19 protein-coding genes and 1 pseudogene are annotated in these 24284 nt (G+C 31.4%); all 20 read right to left on the reverse strand.

Going from position 1 to position 24284, the window contains the following annotated elements:
- Positions 1 to 21 precede the first annotated feature (21 nt).
- Positions 22 to 390: a septal ring lytic transglycosylase RlpA family protein gene (locus K319_RS0119330; protein ID WP_027385112.1), complete on the reverse strand. Its 369-nt coding sequence runs from the start codon at positions 388 to 390 to the stop codon at positions 22 to 24.
- 523 nt (positions 391 to 913) lie between these two features.
- Complete coding sequence (rimO, locus tag K319_RS0119335) at positions 914 to 2215, reverse strand: 30S ribosomal protein S12 methylthiotransferase RimO (RefSeq protein ID WP_027385113.1); 1302 nt, start codon at positions 2213 to 2215, stop codon at positions 914 to 916.
- 91 nt (positions 2216 to 2306) lie between these two features.
- A complete protein-coding gene (locus K319_RS0119340; protein ID WP_051230804.1) occupies positions 2307 to 3698 on the reverse strand; it encodes an exopolysaccharide biosynthesis polyprenyl glycosylphosphotransferase in 1392 nt (463 codons plus the stop codon).
- A 141-nt stretch (positions 3699 to 3839) separates the two neighbouring features.
- A complete protein-coding gene (gene rfbC / locus K319_RS0119345) occupies positions 3840 to 4385 on the reverse strand; it encodes a dTDP-4-dehydrorhamnose 3,5-epimerase (RefSeq protein ID WP_027385115.1) in 546 nt (181 codons plus the stop codon).
- Between the two features lie 13 nt (positions 4386 to 4398).
- Positions 4399 to 4842 (reverse strand): adenylyltransferase/cytidyltransferase family protein, encoded by a 444-nt coding sequence (locus K319_RS0119350; protein ID WP_027385116.1) that lies wholly within the window; start codon positions 4840 to 4842, stop codon positions 4399 to 4401.
- Between the two features lie 162 nt (positions 4843 to 5004).
- On the reverse strand, positions 5005 to 5973 hold the full coding sequence (locus K319_RS0119355) for an NAD-dependent epimerase/dehydratase family protein (protein ID WP_027385117.1): 969 nt from the start codon (positions 5971 to 5973) through the stop codon (positions 5005 to 5007).
- Between the two features lie 68 nt (positions 5974 to 6041).
- Positions 6042 to 7139 carry a glycosyltransferase gene (locus K319_RS0119360; protein ID WP_027385118.1) on the reverse strand — a complete coding sequence of 366 codons (1098 nt, stop codon included), beginning with the start codon at positions 7137 to 7139 and terminating at the stop codon, positions 6042 to 6044.
- Between the two features lie 823 nt (positions 7140 to 7962).
- Complete coding sequence (locus K319_RS0119370) at positions 7963 to 8145, reverse strand: hypothetical protein (RefSeq protein WP_027385119.1); 183 nt, start codon at positions 8143 to 8145, stop codon at positions 7963 to 7965.
- A 121-nt stretch (positions 8146 to 8266) separates the two neighbouring features.
- The gene (locus tag K319_RS0119375; RefSeq protein ID WP_027385120.1) at positions 8267 to 9166 is read right to left on the reverse strand and encodes a GDP-mannose 4,6-dehydratase; all 900 of its coding nucleotides are present in this window, start codon (positions 9164 to 9166) and stop codon (positions 8267 to 8269) included.
- Positions 9150 to 10184, reverse strand: coding sequence for a GDP-mannose 4,6-dehydratase (gene gmd, locus K319_RS0119380; RefSeq protein ID WP_027385121.1), 1035 nt, complete (start codon positions 10182 to 10184; stop codon positions 9150 to 9152). Before gmd ends, K319_RS0119375 begins: the two co-directional genes overlap by 17 nt.
- Before the next feature lie 125 nt (positions 10185 to 10309).
- Positions 10310 to 10711 (reverse strand): acyltransferase, encoded by a 402-nt coding sequence (locus K319_RS0119385; RefSeq protein ID WP_213083447.1) that lies wholly within the window; start codon positions 10709 to 10711, stop codon positions 10310 to 10312.
- Positions 10712 to 10802: 91 nt separating this feature from the next.
- Positions 10803 to 11873, reverse strand: a complete 1071-nt coding sequence (locus K319_RS21245; RefSeq protein WP_027385123.1) for a glycosyltransferase family 4 protein — start codon at positions 11871 to 11873, stop codon at positions 10803 to 10805.
- Between the two features lie 41 nt (positions 11874 to 11914).
- Positions 11915 to 12967 carry a hypothetical protein gene (locus tag K319_RS0119395; RefSeq protein WP_156907144.1) on the reverse strand — a complete coding sequence of 351 codons (1053 nt, stop codon included), beginning with the start codon at positions 12965 to 12967 and terminating at the stop codon, positions 11915 to 11917.
- Between the two features lie 4 nt (positions 12968 to 12971).
- Entirely contained in the window at positions 12972 to 14009 is a 1038-nt protein-coding gene (locus tag K319_RS0119400) for a hypothetical protein (protein WP_027385125.1), read from the reverse strand.
- Between the two features lie 67 nt (positions 14010 to 14076).
- Positions 14077 to 15537 (reverse strand): flippase, encoded by a 1461-nt coding sequence (locus K319_RS0119405; protein WP_027385126.1) that lies wholly within the window; start codon positions 15535 to 15537, stop codon positions 14077 to 14079.
- A gap of 24 nt (positions 15538 to 15561) precedes the next feature.
- The gene (locus K319_RS0119410; protein ID WP_027385127.1) at positions 15562 to 17919 is read right to left on the reverse strand and encodes a GumC family protein; all 2358 of its coding nucleotides are present in this window, start codon (positions 17917 to 17919) and stop codon (positions 15562 to 15564) included.
- Between the two features lie 10 nt (positions 17920 to 17929).
- Complete coding sequence (locus tag K319_RS20820) at positions 17930 to 20251, reverse strand: GumC family protein (RefSeq protein WP_051230805.1); 2322 nt, start codon at positions 20249 to 20251, stop codon at positions 17930 to 17932.
- Positions 20252 to 20268: 17 nt separating this feature from the next.
- Positions 20269 to 21072, reverse strand: a complete 804-nt coding sequence (locus tag K319_RS0119420; protein WP_027385128.1) for a polysaccharide biosynthesis/export family protein — start codon at positions 21070 to 21072, stop codon at positions 20269 to 20271.
- A 41-nt stretch (positions 21073 to 21113) separates the two neighbouring features.
- Positions 21114 to 23046: pseudogene (locus tag K319_RS20825) on the reverse strand (polysaccharide biosynthesis protein).
- An 18-nt stretch (positions 23047 to 23064) separates the two neighbouring features.
- On the reverse strand, positions 23065 to 24198 hold the full coding sequence (locus tag K319_RS0119430) for a DegT/DnrJ/EryC1/StrS family aminotransferase (protein WP_027385129.1): 1134 nt from the start codon (positions 24196 to 24198) through the stop codon (positions 23065 to 23067).
- Positions 24199 to 24284: the final 86 nt, after the last annotated feature.

Raw genomic sequence — 24284 nt, forward strand, 5'->3', positions numbered from 1 at the left:
TAACTTTAAAATAAGTTGAACTTAGTCGATAATTTCGTATTCAATTGCGATTGTACCTTTTCTTGTATCTGCGATTGAACTGAATGCAGCTTTAGATAGATCAAAGGCTCTTGAAGAATGATAAGGACCTCTGTCGTTTACCTTCACTACAACACTTTTCCCTGAAATCAAATTAGTAATCTTTACTTCTGTTCCAAAAGGAAGGGTTTTGTTGGCAGCGGTTAACTCTTTGTTACTGAAAATTTCCCCGCTCGCTGTTCTTCTACCATTAAACTTATCGTGGTAGTACGATGCAAAACTTGTTTTGGCATCTGTGGCATAACTCTTGAAAGAATAAATACCAAGTGTTGAAATCATCATTATGACTACAAGAAAGATTCTTTTTATCATTTTGAATATTTATTGGTTTTGACTTCGCAAAGATACTGGGAATGGGTTTTTGAACCTCACTTTTATCAGATTAGAGACGCTATCGGAAGAAAACTGAAATAGTAATCTTCTACAACTACCTACTGTAAGCAGATTGCAAGATTTGTTAAAAAACGTTAATTTAATCCAAGTATTGTTAATTAAATAAAACTAACTAAAAAAGACAAAAACAAATAACTAATTAGTAATCAATTATTTAAGTTAAGACAAATTATTTAAGAATAAAAATATTTTTAATTATAAAACAATTTAAAAAGCTTTTTAGCTAAAATAATACAAAATAAAACCACGATAATCAAGTTTTAAATCGTAAATAACTTATATTAATGTAAAATTCACAATACTTTATATAAAACCATCATATAAAGCGTCAATAATAAATTAAATCATTAAATATCAACACTTTAAATAAAATTGAATAAAATTTTAACAGAACAAAAAAAGCCTTCAAGTTTTTGAAGGCTTAATTATTTTTAAAATTGTGTTACACTAGCTCTCCTATCAGATCATAGTCTTCTGCAGAGGTGATCTTCACGTCTGCAAACTCTCCGATAGAGATGTAAATATCTTTTGCAGGGACCAGGACTGTATTATCGACATCCGGAGAATCGTACTCAGTTCTTCCTACGAAATAATCGCCTTCTTTTCTGTCAAAGATACATTTGAAGGTCTTTCCTATTTTTTCCTGATTTTTCTCCCAAGAGATCTGCTGCTGGATCTCCATGATCTCCTCTACCCTCTTCTGCTTCACATCATCCGGGATATTATCTTCCAAAACGTAGGCAGTCGTGTTCTCTTCATGTGAATAAGTAAAACAGCCCAAGCGGTCAAATCTTTGGTCTCTAACCCATTGTTTTAGTTCTTCGAACCTCTCTTCCGTTTCACCAGGGAACCCGACAATCAGCGTTGTTCTGATAGCCATATCCGGAACTTTTTCACGGAATTTGTCAAGAAGTGCATTTGTTTTTTCGAATGTTGTTCCCCGTTTCATTGCTTTCAGCAATTCCGTATTGATATGCTGTAAAGGAATATCGATATAGTTACAGATCTTTGGTTCAGTTCTGATAATATCAAGTACATCCTCAGGAAAACCTGTCGGAAAAGCATAATGAAGCCTGATCCATTCTATCCCCTCCACTTTTATTAATTCTTGCAGCAATTCCCCAAGTGCTCTTTTCTTATAGATATCAAGTCCATAAAATGTTAGATCTTGTGCGATAAGAATCAACTCTTTTACCCCTTTTTTAGCTAATTTCTGTGTTTCTATAACTAATTTTTCTATCGGAGTAGAAATGTGATTTCCTCTCATCAATGGAATTGCACAGAAAGAGCAAGGCCTGTCACAACCTTCAGAAATTTTAAGATAAGCATAATGTTTGGGTGTTGTTGTCAATCTTTCTCCAACCAGTTCGTGCTTATAATCTGCGCCAAGGTGTTTCAATAAAACAGGAAGGTCTCTTGTTCCAAAATATTGGTCAACATCTGGAATTTCTTTCATCAGATCTGGTTTATATCTTTCAGAAAGACAGCCTGTCACAAAAACTTTCTCAACAATTCCCTGGTTCTTAAGATCTACATACTCTAGAATCGTATTGATGCTTTCCTCTTTTGCATTATCAATAAATCCACAAGTATTGATCACCACAACATCACCTTTTTCCTCGTGCACCACTTTCTTCCCATTAGCTTCCAGCTGCCCCATCAAAACTTCTGAGTCATAGACATTTTTGGAACATCCAAGGGTTACAATATTTATTTTTTTCTTACCAGTTGATTTAGTGCGCATTCATAAAATTTTGAGACTGCAAATTTAGCAATAAAAAAAAGAACCAAAATTGGTTCTTTCTATTTAGATTGTTTAAAAACAAATTGTTTCTTTAGTACGCTTGCTCGTCTCCTTTCACAATATTGTAGAACGTAAGGAAAATAATCTTCAGATCCAGGAAAAAAGACCAATTCTGGATATACCAAATATCCTTGCTTACTCTTTTCTCCATATCGGCATCCGAAAAAATCTCTCCTCTCGAGCCCATTACTTGTGCCCAACCAGTAATTCCTGGTTTTATCATATGCCTAAGCATATATTTCCTAGTGATCTTAGAATATTGCTCTGTTTGAGAAAGCATATGAGGTCTGGGGCCAACAACAGACATTTGTCCTAAAAGAACATTGATAAACTGTGGCAATTCATCAATACTCGTTTTTCTCATAAATGCTCCGAATTTTGTAATTCTACTATCACCTTTTTTTGCACTTTGATGATCGGCTATTGAATTGACAGCCATACTTCTGAACTTTATACAACTGAATGGTTCATTTTTAATTCCAGATCTTTTTTGCAGGAAAAACACCGGCCCTTTGCTTTCTAATTTAATAATAACAGCGATCAAAGGTATAAGCCATACCAATATAAAAATAAAGACCAGGAAAGAAAAAATCACATCGAAAGTTCTTTTTAATAATTGATTCTCTTGAGTAGACAATGGCTCTGGCATCAATTTGAGGAAAGGTACACCATTTATCATACTAAATGAGTGGGGTCCTATATTGATATATTTAAAATCAGGAACCATGTAAACCCTTATCATCTTATGCTCTGATATCTGAACTATATTATCAAAGAGCTCTGGATCTATAGAATCATCACAAAGGATAATGTTATCTATTTTGCCTGTTTCCAGATCTTCGAAAAGGGTGTTGACATCTCCTAGATTTTTTCCCTTCTTGACAGTATTTTCCAAAGTATAAAAACCTCTGACTCCCATTGTAGACCTAATATCTTCATTAGACAGGATAGTTTCAGAAAGATTGTTCTTGCCTATCAGAATTGTGTTTACAGTATTAATTCTTCTATTGATCCTAATTCTATACCGCTTTCTGATCAAAAAAATGATAATCCTGGACAATACCATAGATGAAATCACCAATACTAGGTAATTTAAAGAAAACCAAATACTTACATATTCTGAATAAATCAGGGTGATGTAAAGAAGAAAGAATATAATAAAGATGACAAGAGCTTTTGACAAAGTACTAAAATGTTTTGCCGAGTCTCTATAATAAGAATCTTTGTAAAGCTTGACTAATTTCGAGATAATATACCACGAAAAATTAAGAATCAACAACTGTGTTTTATAATCTGTACCTATTTGGATACTTTCCGGCTGTGTTATAAAAAAATTAATACCCAGCAGAAAGAAAAGATTAATAATAATATAATCTCCTAGTACTAGAAATCGAGTTAATTTTCTCAGAAAAAAAAGAGGCATAATCTAAAATACAGTCTTATATATTTTAATATTCTTTATTGGATTAAAATACTTGCCCAATTCAACAATGTATAATTCAAATATAACAATATTTTATAAATGGGGAATATTTTACAAAGAAGATAAAAAATTAAACAAATTTTAAAAATTATGGTCGTCAAACGTGGAAAGAACAGCATCCTTATCAGACAATATAACATCCTCTAAAGGAAGTTGCCAATCAATTTTGAGTTTCTCATCATTCCATAAAACGCCACCTTCGGAGTTCTTGTTGTAAAAATTATCACACTTATACGCAAATACAGCAGTCTCACTTAAAACAGAAAAACCGTGTCCAAAACCTCTTGGTATATATAATTGCAATTTATTTTCAGGCGTTAATTCCACTCCGAACCACTGCCCGAAAGTCGGGGAATCTTCTCTCAAGTCTATTGCAACATCGTAGACCCTGCCTTCCAGACAAGACACGAGCTTGGCTTGTGCATATTCTCCTTTTTGTAAGTGTAATCCCCTGACCACGCCATAAACTGATTTTGAAACATTGTCTTGTACAAAATGACCATTTAAACCTGTTGTTTCTTTAAATATCCTTTCATTAAATTTTTCAAAAAAATAACCTCTATCATCCTCAAAAATTGTTGGTTCAATGATATAGCAATCCTTAAGAGGTGTGTTTTTTACTTTCATATAAGTCGTTTTTCTAGAGTGCAGAATCAATCTTTTTAAGTTCTTGTTCAAAAACTGCTTTTTTCAGCGCTGAACTAGAAAATCTATGATCTCTCTTGTTGTAGAATATCTCTATTCCCTTTTCTTCGCAATAGTCCTTTCCTGTAAAATTCTTGTCCTTGTAATCGCTCCCAATGATACGTACATCTATAACAAAAGACTGTAAAATATCCATAAGATCTTCTTCTGTATTATAAGGGATGATCTCATCTACATCTTTGCACGCCTTTAACTGGATATAACGTTCGACAATAGATTGGGAAGGCTTATTTTTATTCGGACGATCCAAAGTAGGATCTAGTTGCAAACCAACTATCAGGTAGTCACAAACTGTTTTAGCTTCTTCAAGCATTTTTATATGACCTGCATGTAACAGGTCAAAAGAGGAAAAAGTAATCCCGACACGTTGTGTTTTCATATCATTAGTCTTAAATATACAAAAGTATAAATTTTAACTATTATTAACTAATCTATCAAAAGAAAATATTAAAACAAATCTTTCTTAATGCTGTAATCTTTCTTGAAAAGAGTTTTTATAATAAGAGATATATTTCAGTAGAATCCACATTATCCCTTAAATTTATTTCAAATATAAATTATCATTGTCTTTATACCAGTCTTGCAAGGCTTCATCAAAGCTATATTTAAATTTATAACCGCTATCTTTTAGTTTTTCCCCACTTATATTGGTAGATATCATCAGTTTTTTAACTCTATCAGGGTGTATTCCAAAAGATTTACCTCCTAATGCACCAATAACTCCGGCTGTAAATTTCAAGATTCCACCAGGGATTTTATAAATGGTTCTTTTCATACCAGTAGCTTTCATTATAGCGTTAGATATCTCTTCTATGGTGAATGCTGGCTCATAAGTACAATTATAAATTTCGACATCGATTTTATCCATTTCTATCCTATAGAGCATGAAATTCACCAGCTCCTTCACATATATGCTTGCCTTTATTGTATCTTTTCTACCTGGGTAAAAGAATCTATGTTTTTTTATTCCCCAATATAACCTGGTAAAATTTCCATTCTCTCTTTTTCCAAAAACAACCCCAGGTCTTACAATCGTCAATTGTCTATCTGTTTCTTGTTTTGCCTGCCAAATCATATGAATTTTTTCGGCTACCAATTTAGAAATCCCGTATGGTGTGTTTGGCATTGGGAGCGTAGTTTCTGTCTTCATTTCTTCCGATGCTCCATAAGGCGCAATAGAAGAAGTGAAAAGCAGTTTTTTAATATTATGCTTCTCTGCAAATGCAGTCACATTCTCTGCACCTTTTATATTGGTCTCAAAATATTCATGATCCGGATGGCCAGGCGTTGTATGGACAGCGGCAAGGTTAAATATAATATCATCTTGTTCAACTGAAACATTTATATTAATCTTTTGTCTTACATCGCAAGCTATGAAGATAGATTTATCATTATGGTCATTTTCTTTTATATCAAGATTATATATTTTTGATTCTGGTTGTTTGACATTTAAAAAATTAATCAGATGAGTCCCAATAAAACCCGACCCTCCAAATATAAAATAATTCATTATTTGTAAATATTGTATTAACTGTTAAAAACAGTTTTTTATGATAGTTTAAATCAAAATAAATAATTTCATAATAAATAAATCTTTAATAGTTCTCCAAAATTCTTTTCTTTATTATATTCTCTTGAGGCTTTCTCAAAAGAATTATTTCCAAATTCAAATATCTGACATTTATCCCGAAAAATATTAATTTTTTCTATCGCTTCTTCTACTGAATCAAATACATAACCATTATAACCATTTTCAACGCAGTCTTTATTACCAATAATATTACTTACTATTAGAGGTTTCCGCATTACCATCGCTTCTATTAAGGCAATTGGTAAACCCTCCCAGAGAGAAACTTGTAGGTAAGCATCAATTTCATTTAATTTTTTCAAAAGATCCTCTCTAGTCTTTATCCAACCAGTAACAGTAATATTATCAGAATCAATTTCATGTTCTAATTCCCCATTACCAATCCAAATAAAATCTACATCGGGAATTCTCTTTGCTATTTCATTAAAAAATTTCGGGTTCTTTTGTGGAGTTAGTCTACCGATAGTTCCAATTGTTAATCGTTCTTTATCAATATTATTAATTATTTTTTGAGGAAGCTCAAAATCTACTCCATTTCTAATTAGTATTGATTTCGAAAGCTTTTTTGCTATTTCATATTCTGTATTGCCAGAAGCTATAGTTATTCCACCTAATAAGAAAGGCATTGAGTATTCAATGATTTTGAACAAACAAGTCTTGCTTTTAGAAATATTCTTTTGAATGAATGCATAGCCATGAGGAGAATAAAATATCTTATTCTTATTTATTAATCCCAATGAAGCCATACGCGCTAAAACACCAGATTTCGACGAATGAAGATGTAATACATCTGGTTTGATTTCTTTAAGTTTTCTCCTAGTTAGCTTTATAATATTAAAATCATTCCACAAGTTTATTTCTCTCTGCATATCTAATTTGTGAAGAATAACAGATGAGTGAATTTCTTGATTAAATAATTGTTGATCAAATTCAACTCTATTAGGGCTATACAGGAGATGAATTTCTAAAGGTAATGGTGTCTCTGCTAAAGCCAAAAAATTACAGAGATCTTTGACATAGGTATACACTCCGCCTCCAAATGCTTCTACAAAGTGGACTATCTTATATTTTTTTGTGGTCTCAGACATAACTTAAATTTCACACTTAAATACTTAGTAAACAAAATAATTTCAAAAACATATGACCACAAAAAATAAATTTATTTCTTGATAGAACCTTACAAAAACAGCATTTGATAAAGTTTTACTACAGCCATCCATTCTTGACTTAAAATTTGTGATAAAAAAAAAATTCATCATTGGTGTTAATTTAGCTTTTAAAAAAAATTATAATCTTTTATTTAATAGTAAAACTAAATAAAATAAAATAAAACAAATTAAATTAATATCAGGAATTTAAGTAAATACATTATGCTAAATTTGCCACACAATGACGCAAAATACTTATTATTAATCATTAAAATTTTCGATAGTGTCACTGCGTAATTGTTGGAAAGTAATTTGATAATTCACTACTGGTTAATTTAGTTATTTTATAATTTATTAGGACGTTTTACAATTTATGTGAAATCCTTCTGCACTAGTTGTTGAACTGTTGACACTGGCTAAAGTACTACCTCCGGTCAATTCAAAAGTAAGATTACTACATTATTGAATGGTAACCGAATAATCCGGAGCATAGGGAAGGTGAATATTTTGCCAAGATAAAAGAGCCACTTAAACTGATTGTTTACCTATTTTTGATGAGGATGCAAAAGTAATTATAAACATACTACCTGTAAATATCAATTCTGCTTATTACTTAGAATACGGACTCCGTTTTCAACTATCTTTTCTTCTCCATTCAGCTTTTACACCAAACCATTCAGTAAATACTTCCTTATTGTAGGATAAGTCTGTTAAGACAATATTTTTGAATATTTGTTTTCTACCAGACAGAATTCTGATATTACTACCGGAATTTTCCATTTGACAATTCGCCATGCTCAAAAATCATAATAGTTCCATCATCAGATGCTGTTACCACATGATTGTTCAAATCAATATCCACAACTACTCTTTTATCTAAAGTATTTGTTAAGGCACTAGCAAGAGCCAAATAATCAACATCATAAGAACTTACATATATTGCCATAATAAAATTTATATTTAGAATTATTATAAAGTCATGCTTTTCTTAATCTATAAAGATACATATTTGTTGAATACAACATATATACTTTTAAAATCATTTACGTTTAAAACATGAAATTATTTTAATTAATAAATTGAATAAGAGTATTTCTCAAATCAAAATCCTTTACTCGAATATCGATTAATGAATTTAGTTTTGTAGGATCTCCAGATAGTTTGAAGATTTCATTTTTTCTTACGAAATCTTTATTTACCAATATTTCTATTTTATGTTTTGTTATATCCGAGCAGGCGCTAATTACTTGTTGTAGTGAATAAATCTTGCCGGAGCATAAATTTACAATTTCGGAACGATGATGACCTATTGCTAATTTATAATAGCATTCTGTTATAAAATCAATAGAATTATACTCTCGAAATACATTAATATTACCTAATTCGAGTGTGTTTTGTCTTTCTCTGAATGCCGTTGTTATTTTCGGAATTACAAAATTAATATTTTGTCCAGGAGCAGTATAGTTAAAAGGTCTGGTTATTATTATAGGTAAACTATCAAAATAGGTTTTAGCAATCTGTTCCATCGAAAGCTTGCTAATTCCATAATGATTGTTTGGATTTGGACACATTGACTCAGAAAGGGACTCATAATTTTCTTGATTCCCATAAACCGTTGCACTACTTGCCAAAATCACCTTCTGAATTTTTTTACCATGACCTTTGAGTGCCTCCAATAGATTTTGAGTTCCAACAACATTTACATTGTAAAAATCTTCAATATTACTGTGCCCTACGAATGATATTGCAGCCAAATGAATGATAATATTTGGCCGCACATCTATAATAATTTGTTCTAATTTATCTTTTTCTAGCAGGTCGCAAGTATAAATTTTTTTTTCAGGATTATTTTGTCTGTTAGAAATTCCATATACATCATAGCCTAAAGATGAAAAATATCGTGAAAGATAATTACCTGTAAAGCCATTTATACCTGTAATTAATACTTTATCAGAATGAAAATCCATTTTTATTTCTTTTCAAATCAGCCTCAATCATAAGAGCACAAAGCTCATTTAAAGTCGTCTGTGGAATCCAATTAAGCAACTCGTTGGCTTTTTTCGCATCACCTACCAACAATTCTACCTCCGCAGGTCTAAAATAAGCAGGATTGACTACAACTAATAATTCATTGGTGGCTCTGTTATATCCCTTTTCCTCAATTCCTTCACCTTTCCAAATGATATCAATATTAATTTGTTTAAAGGAAAGCTCTACAAAAGATCTTACAGTAAACGTTTTGTTTGTTGCTAAAACAAATGTTTCAGGTTCTTTGTACTGAAGCATTTCATACATTCCTTCAACATATTCTTTTGCATATCCCCAATCTCTTTGAGCATCTAGATTTCCTAATTCTAAAACACTTTGTTTTTTCAAAGCAATCTTCGCAATGGTATCAGTAATTTTTCTAGTTACAAACTCCCTTCCTCTTAATGGAGATTCATGGTTAAATAAAATACCGCTAACACCAAATATATCATAACTTTCTCTGTAGTTAATCGTAGCCCAGTGAGCAAATAATTTTGCAACTCCATAAGGACTTCTTGGATAAAACGGAGTATTTTCAGTTTGAGGGATTTGTTGAACTTTTCCAAACATCTCGGATGTACTGGCCTGATAAAACTTTATTTTAGGATTAATAATCCTTATGGCTTCTAATAAGTGTAGTGCTCCAACACCGGTAGTCTGTGCCGTAGACAATGGTTGATCAAACGATACTCCTACAAAACTTTGGGCTGCCAAGTTATAAATCTCGTCCGGCTGTACTTTATCTATTAACCTTATATTACTTGTCTGATCATTTAAATCGTATTCTAATAAATGTAAATCAGGGTTATCTTGAATTCCTAGTTCTTCGATTCTCCAAAAATTCATGGAACTTGACCTTCTGTAGGTCCCGTAGACTTCATATCCTTTTTCTAATAGTAGTTGAGACAGATAAGCTCCATCTTGCCCAGTAATCCCAGTGATTATAGCTTTTTTCATAAAAAATGAGTAATTATATTACAAATGTATATTTTTTTCTAATAAATATAGAACAAATTATAAAATACAAAGTCGATTAATTAAAATTCAACTAATCTCGATATTATATAATTTATTTCGGTTAGTTAATTATTTTTTAAAATCTGTTGTTGTTTACAAATTAAAACAGAATTGTCGGGAACATCTTCATGCACTATACAACCAGCTCCTATAACGCAATTATCACCAATTGTAATACCTTTTAGTATTATAACATTGGATGCTATCCAACAATGCTTACCAATGGTAATAGGGGCTTCTGTGTAACCTTGATCCTTTATTGGAATCTCATTTTTCTTATATTTATGGTTATGATCATAGATTTTTATATTTTCTCCAAAAATAGAATAATCTCCTATTGTTATTTTTGACCTGGCAGCAATTGTACAAAAATTATTGAAAAAACAATAATCTCCTATAGAAATATTAGCTTTTGGACCATCAAGAACAATAGAAAAACCTTTTCTGAAAGAAAAGTTTTTGCCCACCCTAAGTTTATTTCCATAGACTAGCTTATAGAATAGAATGCTTATTATTGTGTTAAGGCGATAAAAAAATTTAAAAAAAACCATGCTGCAATTATACTGATTTTAAAGCAGCAATATATTCCGCTGTAATACTTTTATTAGAAAATATTTCTTCTACTTTCTTTTTACCATTCAATCCCATTCTTTTCCGAAGTGTTCTGTCTGCAAGAAGTTTATTTATCGCTTTATTAAGTTCTGAAGGATTTTCTATAGGAACAATGATTCCATCTATACCGTCCGTCATATATTCAGGAAAGCATCCTGTATTGGTTGCGACGATTGGTTTACCATAATAGAAGGCAGTCTGTATCACGAGTGTACCAGTAGCATCTCTATAGGGCATTACCACAAGTTTTGCTCTTTGTATGTATCTCGCAAGTTCTTCATCGGGAACATAATCATTGATATGCGTCACCCCATTTGGTAATTTTTCAATCCCGAAAACATCCTTTAAATTTCCTTTTCCTATGATCACACAAGAATAGGTCTGTTTATTTGATCTGTATGAATCTATCAATACGTCTAAAGCTTTATAATACTCTATACGACCAAAAAAAAGAACATCAATGTCTTCTTCAATACTATCCTCATGTGGAAAAATAAGATTTTCCAGCAACCCAAGATAAATAACTCTTATTTTATCAGGATTCAAATTATTGTGTTTCTTCAGAATCTCTTTTTTCATGAAATTGGAAGAAGCCAACAATGTAACCTTACCATTATAAATATAACTATACTGTGGTTTCAGGAATATATAATCAAATTTTGAAAATCCACTATGTGGATCATGATCATGAACATAAAAAATTGCTTTTTCTGCCGGAATCAATTTGCTTATAAAAAGATTAGCTGGATGAAAGCTTAAAAAAAGTACAGAATCAAATTTATTTTTCTTTATAAACTTTAATATTTTAAAATACGATACTGGATTTATAAAATCTGTAGGATTATTTCTATCAAATGATACTGCTAAAACGTCCATATTTGGATTTGAAACTAAACCTGTCCCAGTATTGGTCAACACTGAAAGATTCTGTCCCGCATCAATAATATGATTGGTTATCAGACGAAGATTATCTCCCAATACGCCATTTACAGAAAAAGATACTATGAGGGCTTTCATGAAATTGTGTTTTATATTTATTAAAAAAATAAGTACTAAAATTATTTTTTATTACATCCTATTACTTGTATATCTTGAATATCGTAAGTTAAATCTGTACTCCTCGTATTACTATAAATATCAAGTCCGACAATGATATTCTTGTGGTTTTTATTAATTTTCAAATATTTATCAATCAAAGGTTTAAAATCTATTTCAACAGTTTGAAATTCGTCTGATATTGTATTAACTTCTTTGATTCCGTTTTTGTTTCCATGTATTAACAGTCTTGTTAATTTTTTAGTATCATCGGTTTCCCCCCACAAAACACCATCATCTGGATTTTCATTATAATCTACGTTTAAAGGATTTGAGAAAAGAACACCAAGTAAATAACCATGAACCGTGTTTCCGTTTTCATCAAATTCCGAGAATCTGAAATCACAGGTAACATAGCTTCCTAACCATTTTTGTTTAATCTGGCCACTATATTGTGACAGAGATCCAGAATAATCAACGAGACGAAATTTAAACCTTACAACAATCTCATCTAATTTTTCAACTTGGTAATTATTTGAAAAAGAGTGTGCTCCTCCAGTCCACACCTTGTTTTCTATCCAATACTGAGGCCAATTTTCAAATACAAAGCCTACCTCACGAAGGGTTCCCAAAGTTTTAAATCTTTCATTACGGGCATTGTTTGTTATCCTAAAAATATAGGGTTCATCTAATTTTTTCTTATTATTAAGAACTTTAAAATCAAATCCAAAGCTTTTATTTTGATCTCCCAATTTATAACCTGCCGTTACTAATTTAAAAGATGCATTTCTTTTTTCTTTTGTACCAAATTTTTGATTGGTAGCACTGTCTGTGTACGTTGCATCCCAATAATTTTTCGGCATTTTTAATAAGTCCCCCTCTGTAATGTCAGAATTTTTTTTGTAAACCTTACGCTGGTCCTGATCTAGATATACCCAAGACTTTTTAGTAATACCTTGATTCCAAATCATTGAAAAACAATTTTCCTGAATTGACCTTTGACCACTATATTTTAAAGTTATGAAACTTAATATGAAAATAAGAAATTCAGTTCTAATAAAATCTTTATTTTTCATATAATTAAATGTTTTGTTTCCACTTGGTATTTTTTGCAATGCACAAAAAGATAAATGGATATAAAGGCGATAGATGTCTTACAAAACTTCCATAATCTGGTTCAAAAAGACTTTGTACAATCATGAAGGAAATTACAAAAGAAAAAACATTTTCATATTCTTTTAGTTTATGCTCTTTAAAATAAAACTTCAGAAAATTATAGAAGAAAATTGTAATAATAAAGGTTAGGATAACATAGAATGGTCTTCCAAGTAATAATAATGGAATCGGAATAACTAAAAACAATAAAGTGACAATGTTATTTAGTGTAATTGCAAGAACATTATCACCTTGTATGAATGTCTTAATCACTGTCTGTCCAGAATCTAAATCTCTATCTATATTGGCAATTTCTCGAATCATTGATATAGGGACTCCAAAAACATAATTATATACAAAATTTACAGCTAAATAAAATAGCGGGATGAAAAAAATAAGCCTCTTCGGTTTATTAATTATAAATAATTTCATAAACCAAAACAAAGCAATAGTGATGAACCAATAGTTTCTGAAAAAATAGGCATATACGATTACGAAAAAGGACCAAAAAATCAAAAACCTTTTTTCAAAGTAGACAAAAGGTACAACTATTATTAGAAAAAGAAGCAAGTCTTTGCTAAAGGTAGCTAAATATACCATAGCTATTGCACTGTACATTATAATTAGTATATATGCAAAAAAAGAAATACCTTTAATGGAATAGTTTTTAAATAGCTTAAAGATTACAAAAAAATAAGCTATTAGGGCTAATAGTGGTGCTACAACATACTTATCAATATGAAATATTCTATAGAATTTAGCTGTATTACTAAAGGATGGGTCTAGTCTCTCTCTTACTGGATGTTCTATGGCATATTGTAAAGTTAAAGAATCGAAAAAATATTTTTCAGGAAAAATGGATTCTTTGAAAAAAGCGATAATAGCACAGAAAGTAATTCCAATTGCAAAAAACACAATGGAATCATTCCTCCGAACTTTCATTTTCTTATAAATCAGATTCATTATTTACAACTTTTTCCCAACGAATATTTAAAATAAGGTACTTTTTGAGTTTCGATTATATTTTATATTAAAATTTTGTTTTCAAAATTGATATAAGCTCAGTGATAGTCTCTTCACCAAAAATGTAAAGTAATATAAGATATATAACTACTGTAACTATCATAAAAATAAACCACTCGATAAAACCAATTGTGAAGATAGCGACAAGAATGGACAAAACTATAAAAATTATTAAGTTGATTAAAATAATTTTTGTTGAATTTTTGTTAAAAATGGTACTATAAGGCATCACTTTCTTCATGAGGAAACACATAAACAATATTAAAAGGGATTCTGAAATTAAAGCAACCACAGAAGCACCATAGATTTTATAATTTTTTATGGCATAAATATTAAGTCCAATACTTAGTAGTGCTGTGGCCGCTGTCGCAACAGAATATATCCTCTCTTCACCTTGAGGATATAAGACCATAAATCCAAAAAAATAAGCGATACTAAACAGGATGCAAAGTGGTGACAAAATCTTTAGTGAAAGTATAGCAGGTGCAAACTCTCTACCCCCCATTAAAATTATAATATTCTCAGCAAAAATCAAGAAAAATATAGAAAATGGAATCGAAATTATTAGAAGAACATTAAAAATTTTCTTCAGGAATTCTATATACTGTTCCTTGTCATTTACATATAGATATGACAATCTCGGAAGCATAACAGAACCTAACGCCGTCAGAAAAAGAATAACAAATCTTAAAAGGTTATTAGATAAAGTATAATATGCTACATCCTTGTCTCCTGAAATATTTCCTATTAAAAACTTATCCAATTGCACATAAATATTCACAGAAATAGTAGCAATAAAAATAGTGAGGATAGGTTTGTAGTGTCTTTTAAGGTTCAATGATTTCCAATTTATTTTATTTTTTAGAATATGATAAATTAGGATAGAAAAATTAATAATATTGGCCCCAAAAAACATTATTACTAGTAAAATAGAATATTTCTCATAATCCATTGTTGATGTGATTATTGTAAATATTAGTATTACAATAATCAATCTTATCACCAAATTTCTTAACGTGATAAATTTCTGATTCTCAGTTCCTTGAAAATACCATTCTGCACCGATATTGTTTAATAAAACCATAAATGAAAGAATGCAAATTAAGTTTTTATAAGGGTTAAAATTATTAATTTGAATAATGATTCCAAAAATAATAAGGTAAGAGATCAGAGTCGTAACACCTAGAATCACCAAAAGTTCGAAAACTAAAGTATATAATTTTTTGGAATCATGCCTTACCTTTGAAGTCTCTCTAATACCATACATTGGAATCCCTAAAGAAGAAAAAAGCACAAAATAATTAATGACTGTATAAATATATTCTACTTTACCAATATTTTCCGCACCCAAAGTCCTATTGAGATAAGGCATTGTAAAGAGGGTAATAAGGGCTGTCGATGACACCCTTAATATATTAAATATAAAATTTAGCTTTAAACTGACCAGTTTGCCTTCCTTAGCTTGCATATTTCAATAATAATATAATAAAAATTACTTGAAAATTTGCCACCATTTCTTCTCTTCGGCATGATAACCGTAACCATATTTATTTCCATATCCGAAATTAGTCTTATGGATATCATTAAGAACGAAGGCTACATTTTTAATTTTTTTGGCTTTTATATTTTTATTAGCAAAATCTATAAATCCTTTTTCTGTAACTTCAGACCTTGTAACATACAATGTTGCGTCTGCAACGTGAGAAATAAGAAGCGAATCCGTCACAAGCATTAATGGTGCTGTGTCTAAGATAATATACTGGTAATCATTCTTTACCAATTCAATTAATTCTTCATAACGACCATTTTGTAAAAGATCCGCAGGGTTTGGTGGAATACTTCCTGAATAAATAAAATCACAATTATTAATAAAACCGCTCGGATGTATTATCTCTTTTACATTTTCCACATCACTATGCAAAAACTCTGCAAGACCTTTGGATCCTTTCATAGCTGTGTTATATCGTTGTAATTGTGGGTTTCTTATATCAGATCCTATTACAAGTACTTTACTTTTAGGTGATGAAAGAGCTAAAGATAGATTAACGGACACAAAGGTTTTTCCCTCCCCTTTCACAGTGGAGGTTACAAAAACAATTTTTGCTGAATCTTTTTTAGGTAGAATAAATTTTAGATTTGTAACCAAAATCCTAAAAGATTCAGCTAATGGAGAAACATCATTGATTCTGATAAGATGATCGTCATTTTTAGAGATACGAGGTATTTCTGCCAATACGGTTACTTTAGTAAGCCTTTCCAAATCATGTTTTGTTATGATATTATTGTTAAAAAGTTCTTTTAAATATATAATCAGACCAGGAATTATCAATCCTACAAAAAGCGCAACGACTAGACCTATCAATTTCTTTGGTGCCACAGGTTTTTTGTCTACAAAAGCATGGTCAACGACCCTTGCCTTTTCTCCAGTTATTGCCATAGAAATAGCTGCCTCTTCTCTTTTTTGAAGCAACAAAAGATATAGGTTTTCTTTAATTTGCTGCTGTCTCTCTATATTTCTGAATAGTTTTTCTTGATAAGGAATTTGCTGAATCTTGTCATTTTTTTCATTACCATATTTGGAAATATCTCTTCTTGATAATTGGAGTGTCGTTATATTTTTATAAAGACTTTCCTTGAGAGCATCTTTCAACGCATTAATATCTTTTGTAATTTCAACTACCAAAGGGTTGTTTGGGGTAGCATTCTCTAATAGCCTATTCCTATCAAGTATCAACTTATTATAAGCAGAAATATTGGATGTTGCAGAGGGGCTATCTATTCCAATATTTGTAGGTATAACTTGATAACTATTACTTGGTGAGTTGATATAATTTACAAGAACATTTGTAAGTTCAAGTTGGGTATCTAGTTCTAACTCCCTCTTTTCTGCTTCTGTTGTCAATTGCAAATTAAGTCTTGCTTCCGAGGGTAAATCTACAATTTTATGTTCTACTTTAAAATTTTGTCTTTCCGTCTCTACATCTCCCAATTCTTTGGAAATGATAACAATTCTCTCATCAATAAAATCTTTAGTCTTCTTGGATTCTGTATTTTTATCTAAAAGAGCATATTCATTATAAATATCAGTAATGCCATTCAAGATATCTTTTGCCTTGTCTCTATTTTCATGTTCAATAGATAGACCAATTATTGTCGCATCTTTATCTAAAAGATTTACAGCAATACTTTCTTGTAAATCACTGACTAAATCTTCCAAACTTAAGAAAGTAAAATAAAAATTATTTAAATATAACTCTCTGACCTTCTTTTTATTAAAATCAGGATTCTTTGTAATAATAATATTAGCAAAGGGTAAACTAATAGTTTTATTAAAAGATCCAACAATATCATTTTTCAGTTCTTTTGAAGAAAGTGTTATCTTGTCACCTTGAATTTTTAAATCGATAGGTTTTTGAGGAAATTCCTCAAACTCCTTTTCATTAACAACATAAATATTATACGGACTAGAGTCTTTGTAAAGCTCCAGATCATAAAATTTTTCTCTGGAAAAAATAGAGGTCTGAATCTTAAGTTTACTAGCAACATCCTCTATAATTTTTTTTGATTTAAAAATCTCGAGCTCATTTTCGATACTATTTGTTCCCATTCCTGAAAAACCTCCAAGACCAGACAATACCCCGAAATCTCCAGACGCGGATGACATTTTTTTAGCATCTTTTATAAGTACAGATGATTCAACTTTATAAATGGGTGTAGTGGTTTTTATATATATAATTGCTAAAACAATCATTATAAAAACACTTGCAAAAAACCAATACCATTTCTTAAAATATGGTTTTAGAATTTCTCTTAAATTAATTTCCTCCTCTTTTGTCGTAACGTTATTCATTTAAAAAGACTTATTTATTATAGCCATAGCCATATTTATTACCATAGCCAAAATTCTGATTACTCAAATCATTAAGCACGAATGCTACATTATCTATTTTCCTAGCTCCTACCGTATCATTAGCAAATTCTATCAATGATTTTTCCGTGTAATTGGATCTTGTAACATATAGATTAAGATCTGCATTTTTCGTAATTATCAATGTATCGGTAACTAATAGTAATGGTGCAGTATCTACTATGATATACTCATATTTTTCTCTGAGTTCTTCTAATAAAAGAGAAAACCTCCCATTTTTCAATAATTCGGTAGGGTTGGGAGGTATACTTCCTGAATATATGATATCACATCTCTCATCTACAGGGTTTTTAAATAATACATCCTCTATAGAAATAGATTGGTCATATAAAAACTCAGTTAATCCTTTTTTTGATTTACTATTTTCGCTATACCTTTGCAACTGTGGGTTTCTTATATCTGCACCAATAATGACCACCTTATTGAATGTTGCCAGAGTGAGTGCCAGATTCATGGAAACAAAGGTTTTCCCTTCCCCTTTTACAGAAGATGTTACAAACACAACCTTAGACTTTTTATTCGTATCCAACATAAAATTCATATTTGTAATCAGAATTCGAAACGACTCGGCTAATGGTGAAAAATCATTATGTTTTATAAGGTGATCTACATTTTTCTTAATAGAAGGGATTTCGCCAATCACCGGAATTGTTGAAAGTTCTTTAAGGTGATCTTTATCAATAATTTTAGTATTTAATAATTCCTTTAAATAAATCACTCCAAATGGCACTAATAATCCAATTACTAGACTAGCTAACAAAACAACTATTTTTTTTGGAGATACAGGCTGATCAGAAACAAAAACAGGCTCTACCAATCTTGCTTTTGGCGCAACAACAGCCAAAGAAATCGCTACTTCTTCCCTTTTCTGTAGTAATAGCAGATAAAGATTCTCCTTGATCTGTTGTTTTCTCTCCAGATTTCTAAAAAGTTTTTCTTGTTTAGGGACCTGTATAATTCTTGATTTTAGTTTATCCTGTTCGTTTAAATATTCTCCTAGAGCAAGTTGTAATCCTACTTTTCCTTTCTGCAAAGTTTCCTCCACTGCTTTTCTCAAAACATTGATCTGTTTAGTAATGTCGACAACAAGAGGATTCTGAGCAGTCGCTGTTTCCAACAAACGATTTCTTTCCAGAATCATTTTATTATAGTTGGAAATCGCATTATTAGACTCGTTATTATTCAGCCCTATATTAGAAGGAAGGGCTTGAAAATTATTTTGTTTCTGGAGATAGGATATCAAATCATCAGTTAATTCCAACTGTCCGTTAAGTTCTAATTCCTTTTTCTTAGTTTCTGCTGCCGTTTCGAGATTTATTTTGGTTTCTGTAAAAATATCTGTAATTCCATTGCTTGTTTTGAAATCTTCTTTTTCCGTTTCAACGTTATCAAGTTCTGTAGAAATTTTGGAAATCCTCTCGTCAATAAATTCCTTGGTTTTTTGAGATTCTGTATTTTTATCAAGAATAGCATCTCTGTTATACGCAGCAATCAAAGCCTCAATAATAGTCTTGGCCTTATCTGTTTGAGCCGAGTTGATAAAAATATCGATAACTGTGGCATCTTTATTTGCCAGATCTATTTCAACAGAATTTTGAATTTGGGAAGTCGCAGATTCTGTCGTATTGAAATTGACCTGAAGCTTATTTATATTTAAATCTAATTTTTCTTTATCAAAATATTGATTAGGAGTGATAATTATATTAGCAAATGGCAGACTAATAAGTTTATTGAAAACTATTTTTTGATTGTAGCCAAATTCCTCTGATTCTAAAAGCCAATTATTCTTGTCTTTTGAAATTTCAAATGGTTTCTCAGGAAATTTCTTGTTCTTCTTCTCATTAACTATGACAATGTTAACAGGACATGTATCTCCGAAAAGTTCTATTTTTTTAAATCCAGACTCAACAAAGACCTTTGTTTGCAAATTTTTAGAAATTACAATATCACGAATCAGTTTTTTGGATTTAAAAATTTCCAGCTCATTCTCTATGCTATTAGTACTCATCCCTCCGAAACCGGATAGTCCCTCTAGAACCCCTAAATTCCCTTCACCAACATCTATTGATTTCTTGGCATCTTTTATAAGAACCGCACTTTTTATACTATAGACAGGAACAGACATTTTTATATAAATCAAACCTAAAATCAAAAAGATAATTGCACCCAAAACAAACCAATACCATTTAGAAATGTAAGGCTTAATAAGGGTCAGTAAATCAATTGTTGATTTATGATTAATTTGCTGTTCCATCCCGAAATAAAATGACCTTATCTAAATATAAGAGCCAAAAGTCCTACGACAACCGATGCAATTGCAATAAATACACCAGCTTGAGGTCCATATGAAGATGAGTTTTTTCTAGTATCATTAGGAGAAACATATATAACATCATTTTGCTTCACATAATAATAAGGTGAATTGATAAATTCTGCATCTGTTAGATCAATATACTCCTTACTTGTAACGCCATCTATATTTCTGACAATTAAAACATTTTTTCTTTGCCCATATATGGTAAGATCACCAGCCATACCCAACACGCTCCACAGATTCATCGACTGGCCATCTGGGATAAGATAAGTTCCCGATTTAGTAACTTCACCTAGAACAGTAACTTTAAAATTAGTATTTCTTACATTTACTATGGGTTCTTTGATGTATTGTTTTAATCTTTCTTTTAAAATCTCACGAAATTGCTCTATAGTTTTACCACTGGTGTTAAGTTCTCCTAGAATTGGATATTGTATATCTCCCTTAGAATCTACAATATAAGAAGGTCCATTAACTGACGACTGTCCTTGAACCGGCAAATTTGTACTCGATTGTGAAAATTGCGATACATCACTTGAAGAATAATTCTGATTAAATGGCTTTACAACATCATTATCCTTAGCAGATATCGATATCATCAATTGATCCCCTGGTTGTATGGTAAATGTTGAATTTTGAACAGATGCGTTGATAGCTGTCTGTTCTATATTTTTCATGTAATCAATATCTTGTTTCGTTTTACAAGAAAATATCACACAAAACAACGAAGCCATAAAAATTATGGATAAAGCTCTTCTCATATATAATTTCTTAAATTGAAGGTTTGCAAATATAGGGATTCTTATTTATCTAACGATTCGTAGATAGAATTATTGCTTTTAAATTCCTTTACAATGGATTTTAATACTCTTACGATTTCTTGCTTCTCTTCTTTTTTTGAAAATTCGATCAAAAGTTCTGTCAGTTCATCGATCTCTTCAAAAAACATTGACGGATCTTTAGATATCATGATCTTTTCATGAGAAGTTGGTAACGTGCGGGCATTATCACTTAAAAGTTCTTCGTATAGTTTTTCTCCAGGTCTTAATCCTGTATAAATAATCTTTATATCAATATCCGGTTCAAAACCTGATAATTTTATCATTCTTTTTGCCAATTCCAATATTTTCACCGGATCTCCCATGTCGAAAACATAGATCTCACCACCAGACCCCATTGTTCCGGCATTCAATACCAATTCACATGCTTCAGCTATGGTCATAAAATATCTTACGATATCAGGATGCGTAATGGTTACGGGACCTCCTTTTTCTATCTGTCTTCGGAAATGTGGTATTACAGAACCATTAGACCCTAAAACATTTCCGAAGCGGGTTGTAATGAATTTGGTAGTGTTCCCTCCCAAATTTTGTAATGATTGCACGAAAAGTTCAGCAACTCTTTTAGAGGCTCCCATCACATTTGTAGGATTAACCGCTTTATCTGTTGAAACCATTACAAAACGGTTCACTTTATACTTATGGGAAAGTAACGCCAGATTTTTTGTGCCTAATACATTCACAAGTACTGCCTCATGTGGATTGTCCTCCACCAAAGGAACATGCTTGTATGCCGCAGCATGATAGACCATGGAAAAATTATACTTGCTGAACAAAGGTTCCAAGCGGGTAATATTAGATATATCTGCTAAAATAAATTTGAAATTGATATGAGGGTATGTCTCTTTCATCTCCAATTCCGTATCATAAAGGGGAGTTTCGGACTGATCCAAGATTATGATCTGCATTGGTTCCAGCAAAGCAACTTGTCTTACAATCTCCCTACCAATGGACCCTGCCCCCCCCTGTCACTAAAACAGTCTTTTGAAAATGTCTTCTTTTAACCTCTACATTGTCCAGTTTAATTTGTTTTCTGTTCAAAAGGTCTTCTATCTGTATCGTCTTGATCTGATTGATCGTTTCTTTTCCCCGGAGTTTTTGTAAACTTGGAGCTTTGTAAATTTTAATATTATTTTCTAGAAGTATGTTCACCCAAAAATCCAGTTCCTCTTTCTGCAATGCCTCCTTGATGACCAATACACCATCCACTTCTTTTTTACCTGCATTGAGGTTATTGATGAAATTAGCTTTCGTGACAATGTTTCTATCCAGCAGCTTTATACTTACCCTTCTATCATTATAGGATATAAAACCTTTGATATCAAAAGGTAAGTTAGGGTTAGAAAGAATTACCTGGGCGATGGCTACAGATGTATCATCATCTCCCAAAATATAGATTTTTTTTCTACTAGCACTCCTTTTATTTTCTTTGATCACATTAAAAAAACCTTTCACACAAAGTCTGAAAACAAAGAGAAAAACAGAAGAAAGGGCAAAATAAAACCCTAGAAAAGGTATAAGTATCGCTTTTTCGTTGGAACTGAAATAGTAGGTATAATTTACAATTACTATAGTTAGGACACAGCAGAGATTCGCAAAGAACAATTTGAAAAGATCAACAAAAGTGGAGTGTCTTATAACCCCCAAATATGTTTTGAATATATACATATACAAAACATTGGTTGATAAAATAAACAAAAACACATACCGCAAAGGAAAGGCTCGATAATGCTTTACCTCCAATCCCATGATCAAAAGATGGGAGATAAAGAGAGAAGCGAGGATAATTAATATATCAATAAATAAAATAACCCATCTTGGCAAAAACTTTAGATCTATGAGATCTAATACATTGTCATTAAGCGAAAATTTTTTAAGATCTTTGACCTTTTCCATTCTGTTTGGTAAGTTATTTTAAAATTGAAAATTATTTATTACATCTTTTATTCTTTTTTTATCATCAGTCGTAAGGTTAGAACCAGAAGGTAAACATAATCCTCTGTCAAACAAATCCTCAGCAATTTTTTCTCCGTAATACGGGCAATCTTTAAAAACTGGCTGAAGATGCATGGGTTTCCACAATGGGCGTGTTTCTATATTCTTTTCAGCAAAGGCATTCATTAGATCATGATTGGTCTTCGTTGTAAAATCTTTATTTAAGGTAATACTGGTAAGCCAGTGATTAGAATAGAAATCCGAATTAGCTTCCGAGAAAACGGTTACGGCTTCTATATCAGAAAATAGTTCTTTATAAAATTCATGATTAGCCCTTCTCTGATTGACCCTCTCCTGCAAAACTCCCATCTGCCCTCTACCAATACCTGCGGAAATATTGCTAAGTCTGTAGTTATATCCTATCTCGGAATGTTGATAATGCGGGGCATTGTCTCTTGCCTGTGTTGACAAGAAAATAGTTTTGTTCTTTTGTTCTTTCGTGCTGGCCACCAACGCCCCTCCTCCAGATGTAGTGATGATCTTATTTCCATTGAAAGACAAAATAGCAAACTCTCCAAAAGTACCACACATCTTGCCCTTGTAGCTAGAGCCTAAAGATTCTGCACTATCCTCAACCAATGGGATCTCATATCTATTACAAATTACCGTGATCTCATCCATCAATGCCGGCATTCCATAAAGATGGACAACAATTACTGCCTTCGGCGTTTTACCTTTCTTAATTCTATCCTGAATGGCTTGTTCCAAATATATTGGAGACATGTTCCAATTGGTTTCATCAGAATCGACAAAAACAGGATTCGCACCAAGATATTTGATAGGATTTGCAGATGCCGAAAATGTAAAAGACTGACAAATGACCTCATCATCAATACCAACACCTAATTGAACCAATGCCAAATGCAAAGCTGCCGTACCAGAACTAAGAGCTCCTACATATTTATTATCTCCAATAAAATTTTCTATAGCAATCTCAAACTCATCTACATTTTTCCCCAATGGCGCTACCCAATTATGTTCAAACGCCTCTTGAATATATTTCATTTCTCCTCCTCCCATGTGGGGAGATGACAGCCAAATTTTAGACTCCACTAGTATTATTTATTATATAATTTACAATCTTATTTATGTATCGCTCTATAAGTTTAAAATTTAAAAGATTTATTAAACTTTGACAA

The sequence above is a fragment of the Epilithonimonas caeni DSM 17710 genome (assembly GCF_000426465.1).
GTDB classification, from domain to species: domain Bacteria; phylum Bacteroidota; class Bacteroidia; order Flavobacteriales; family Weeksellaceae; genus Epilithonimonas; species Epilithonimonas caeni.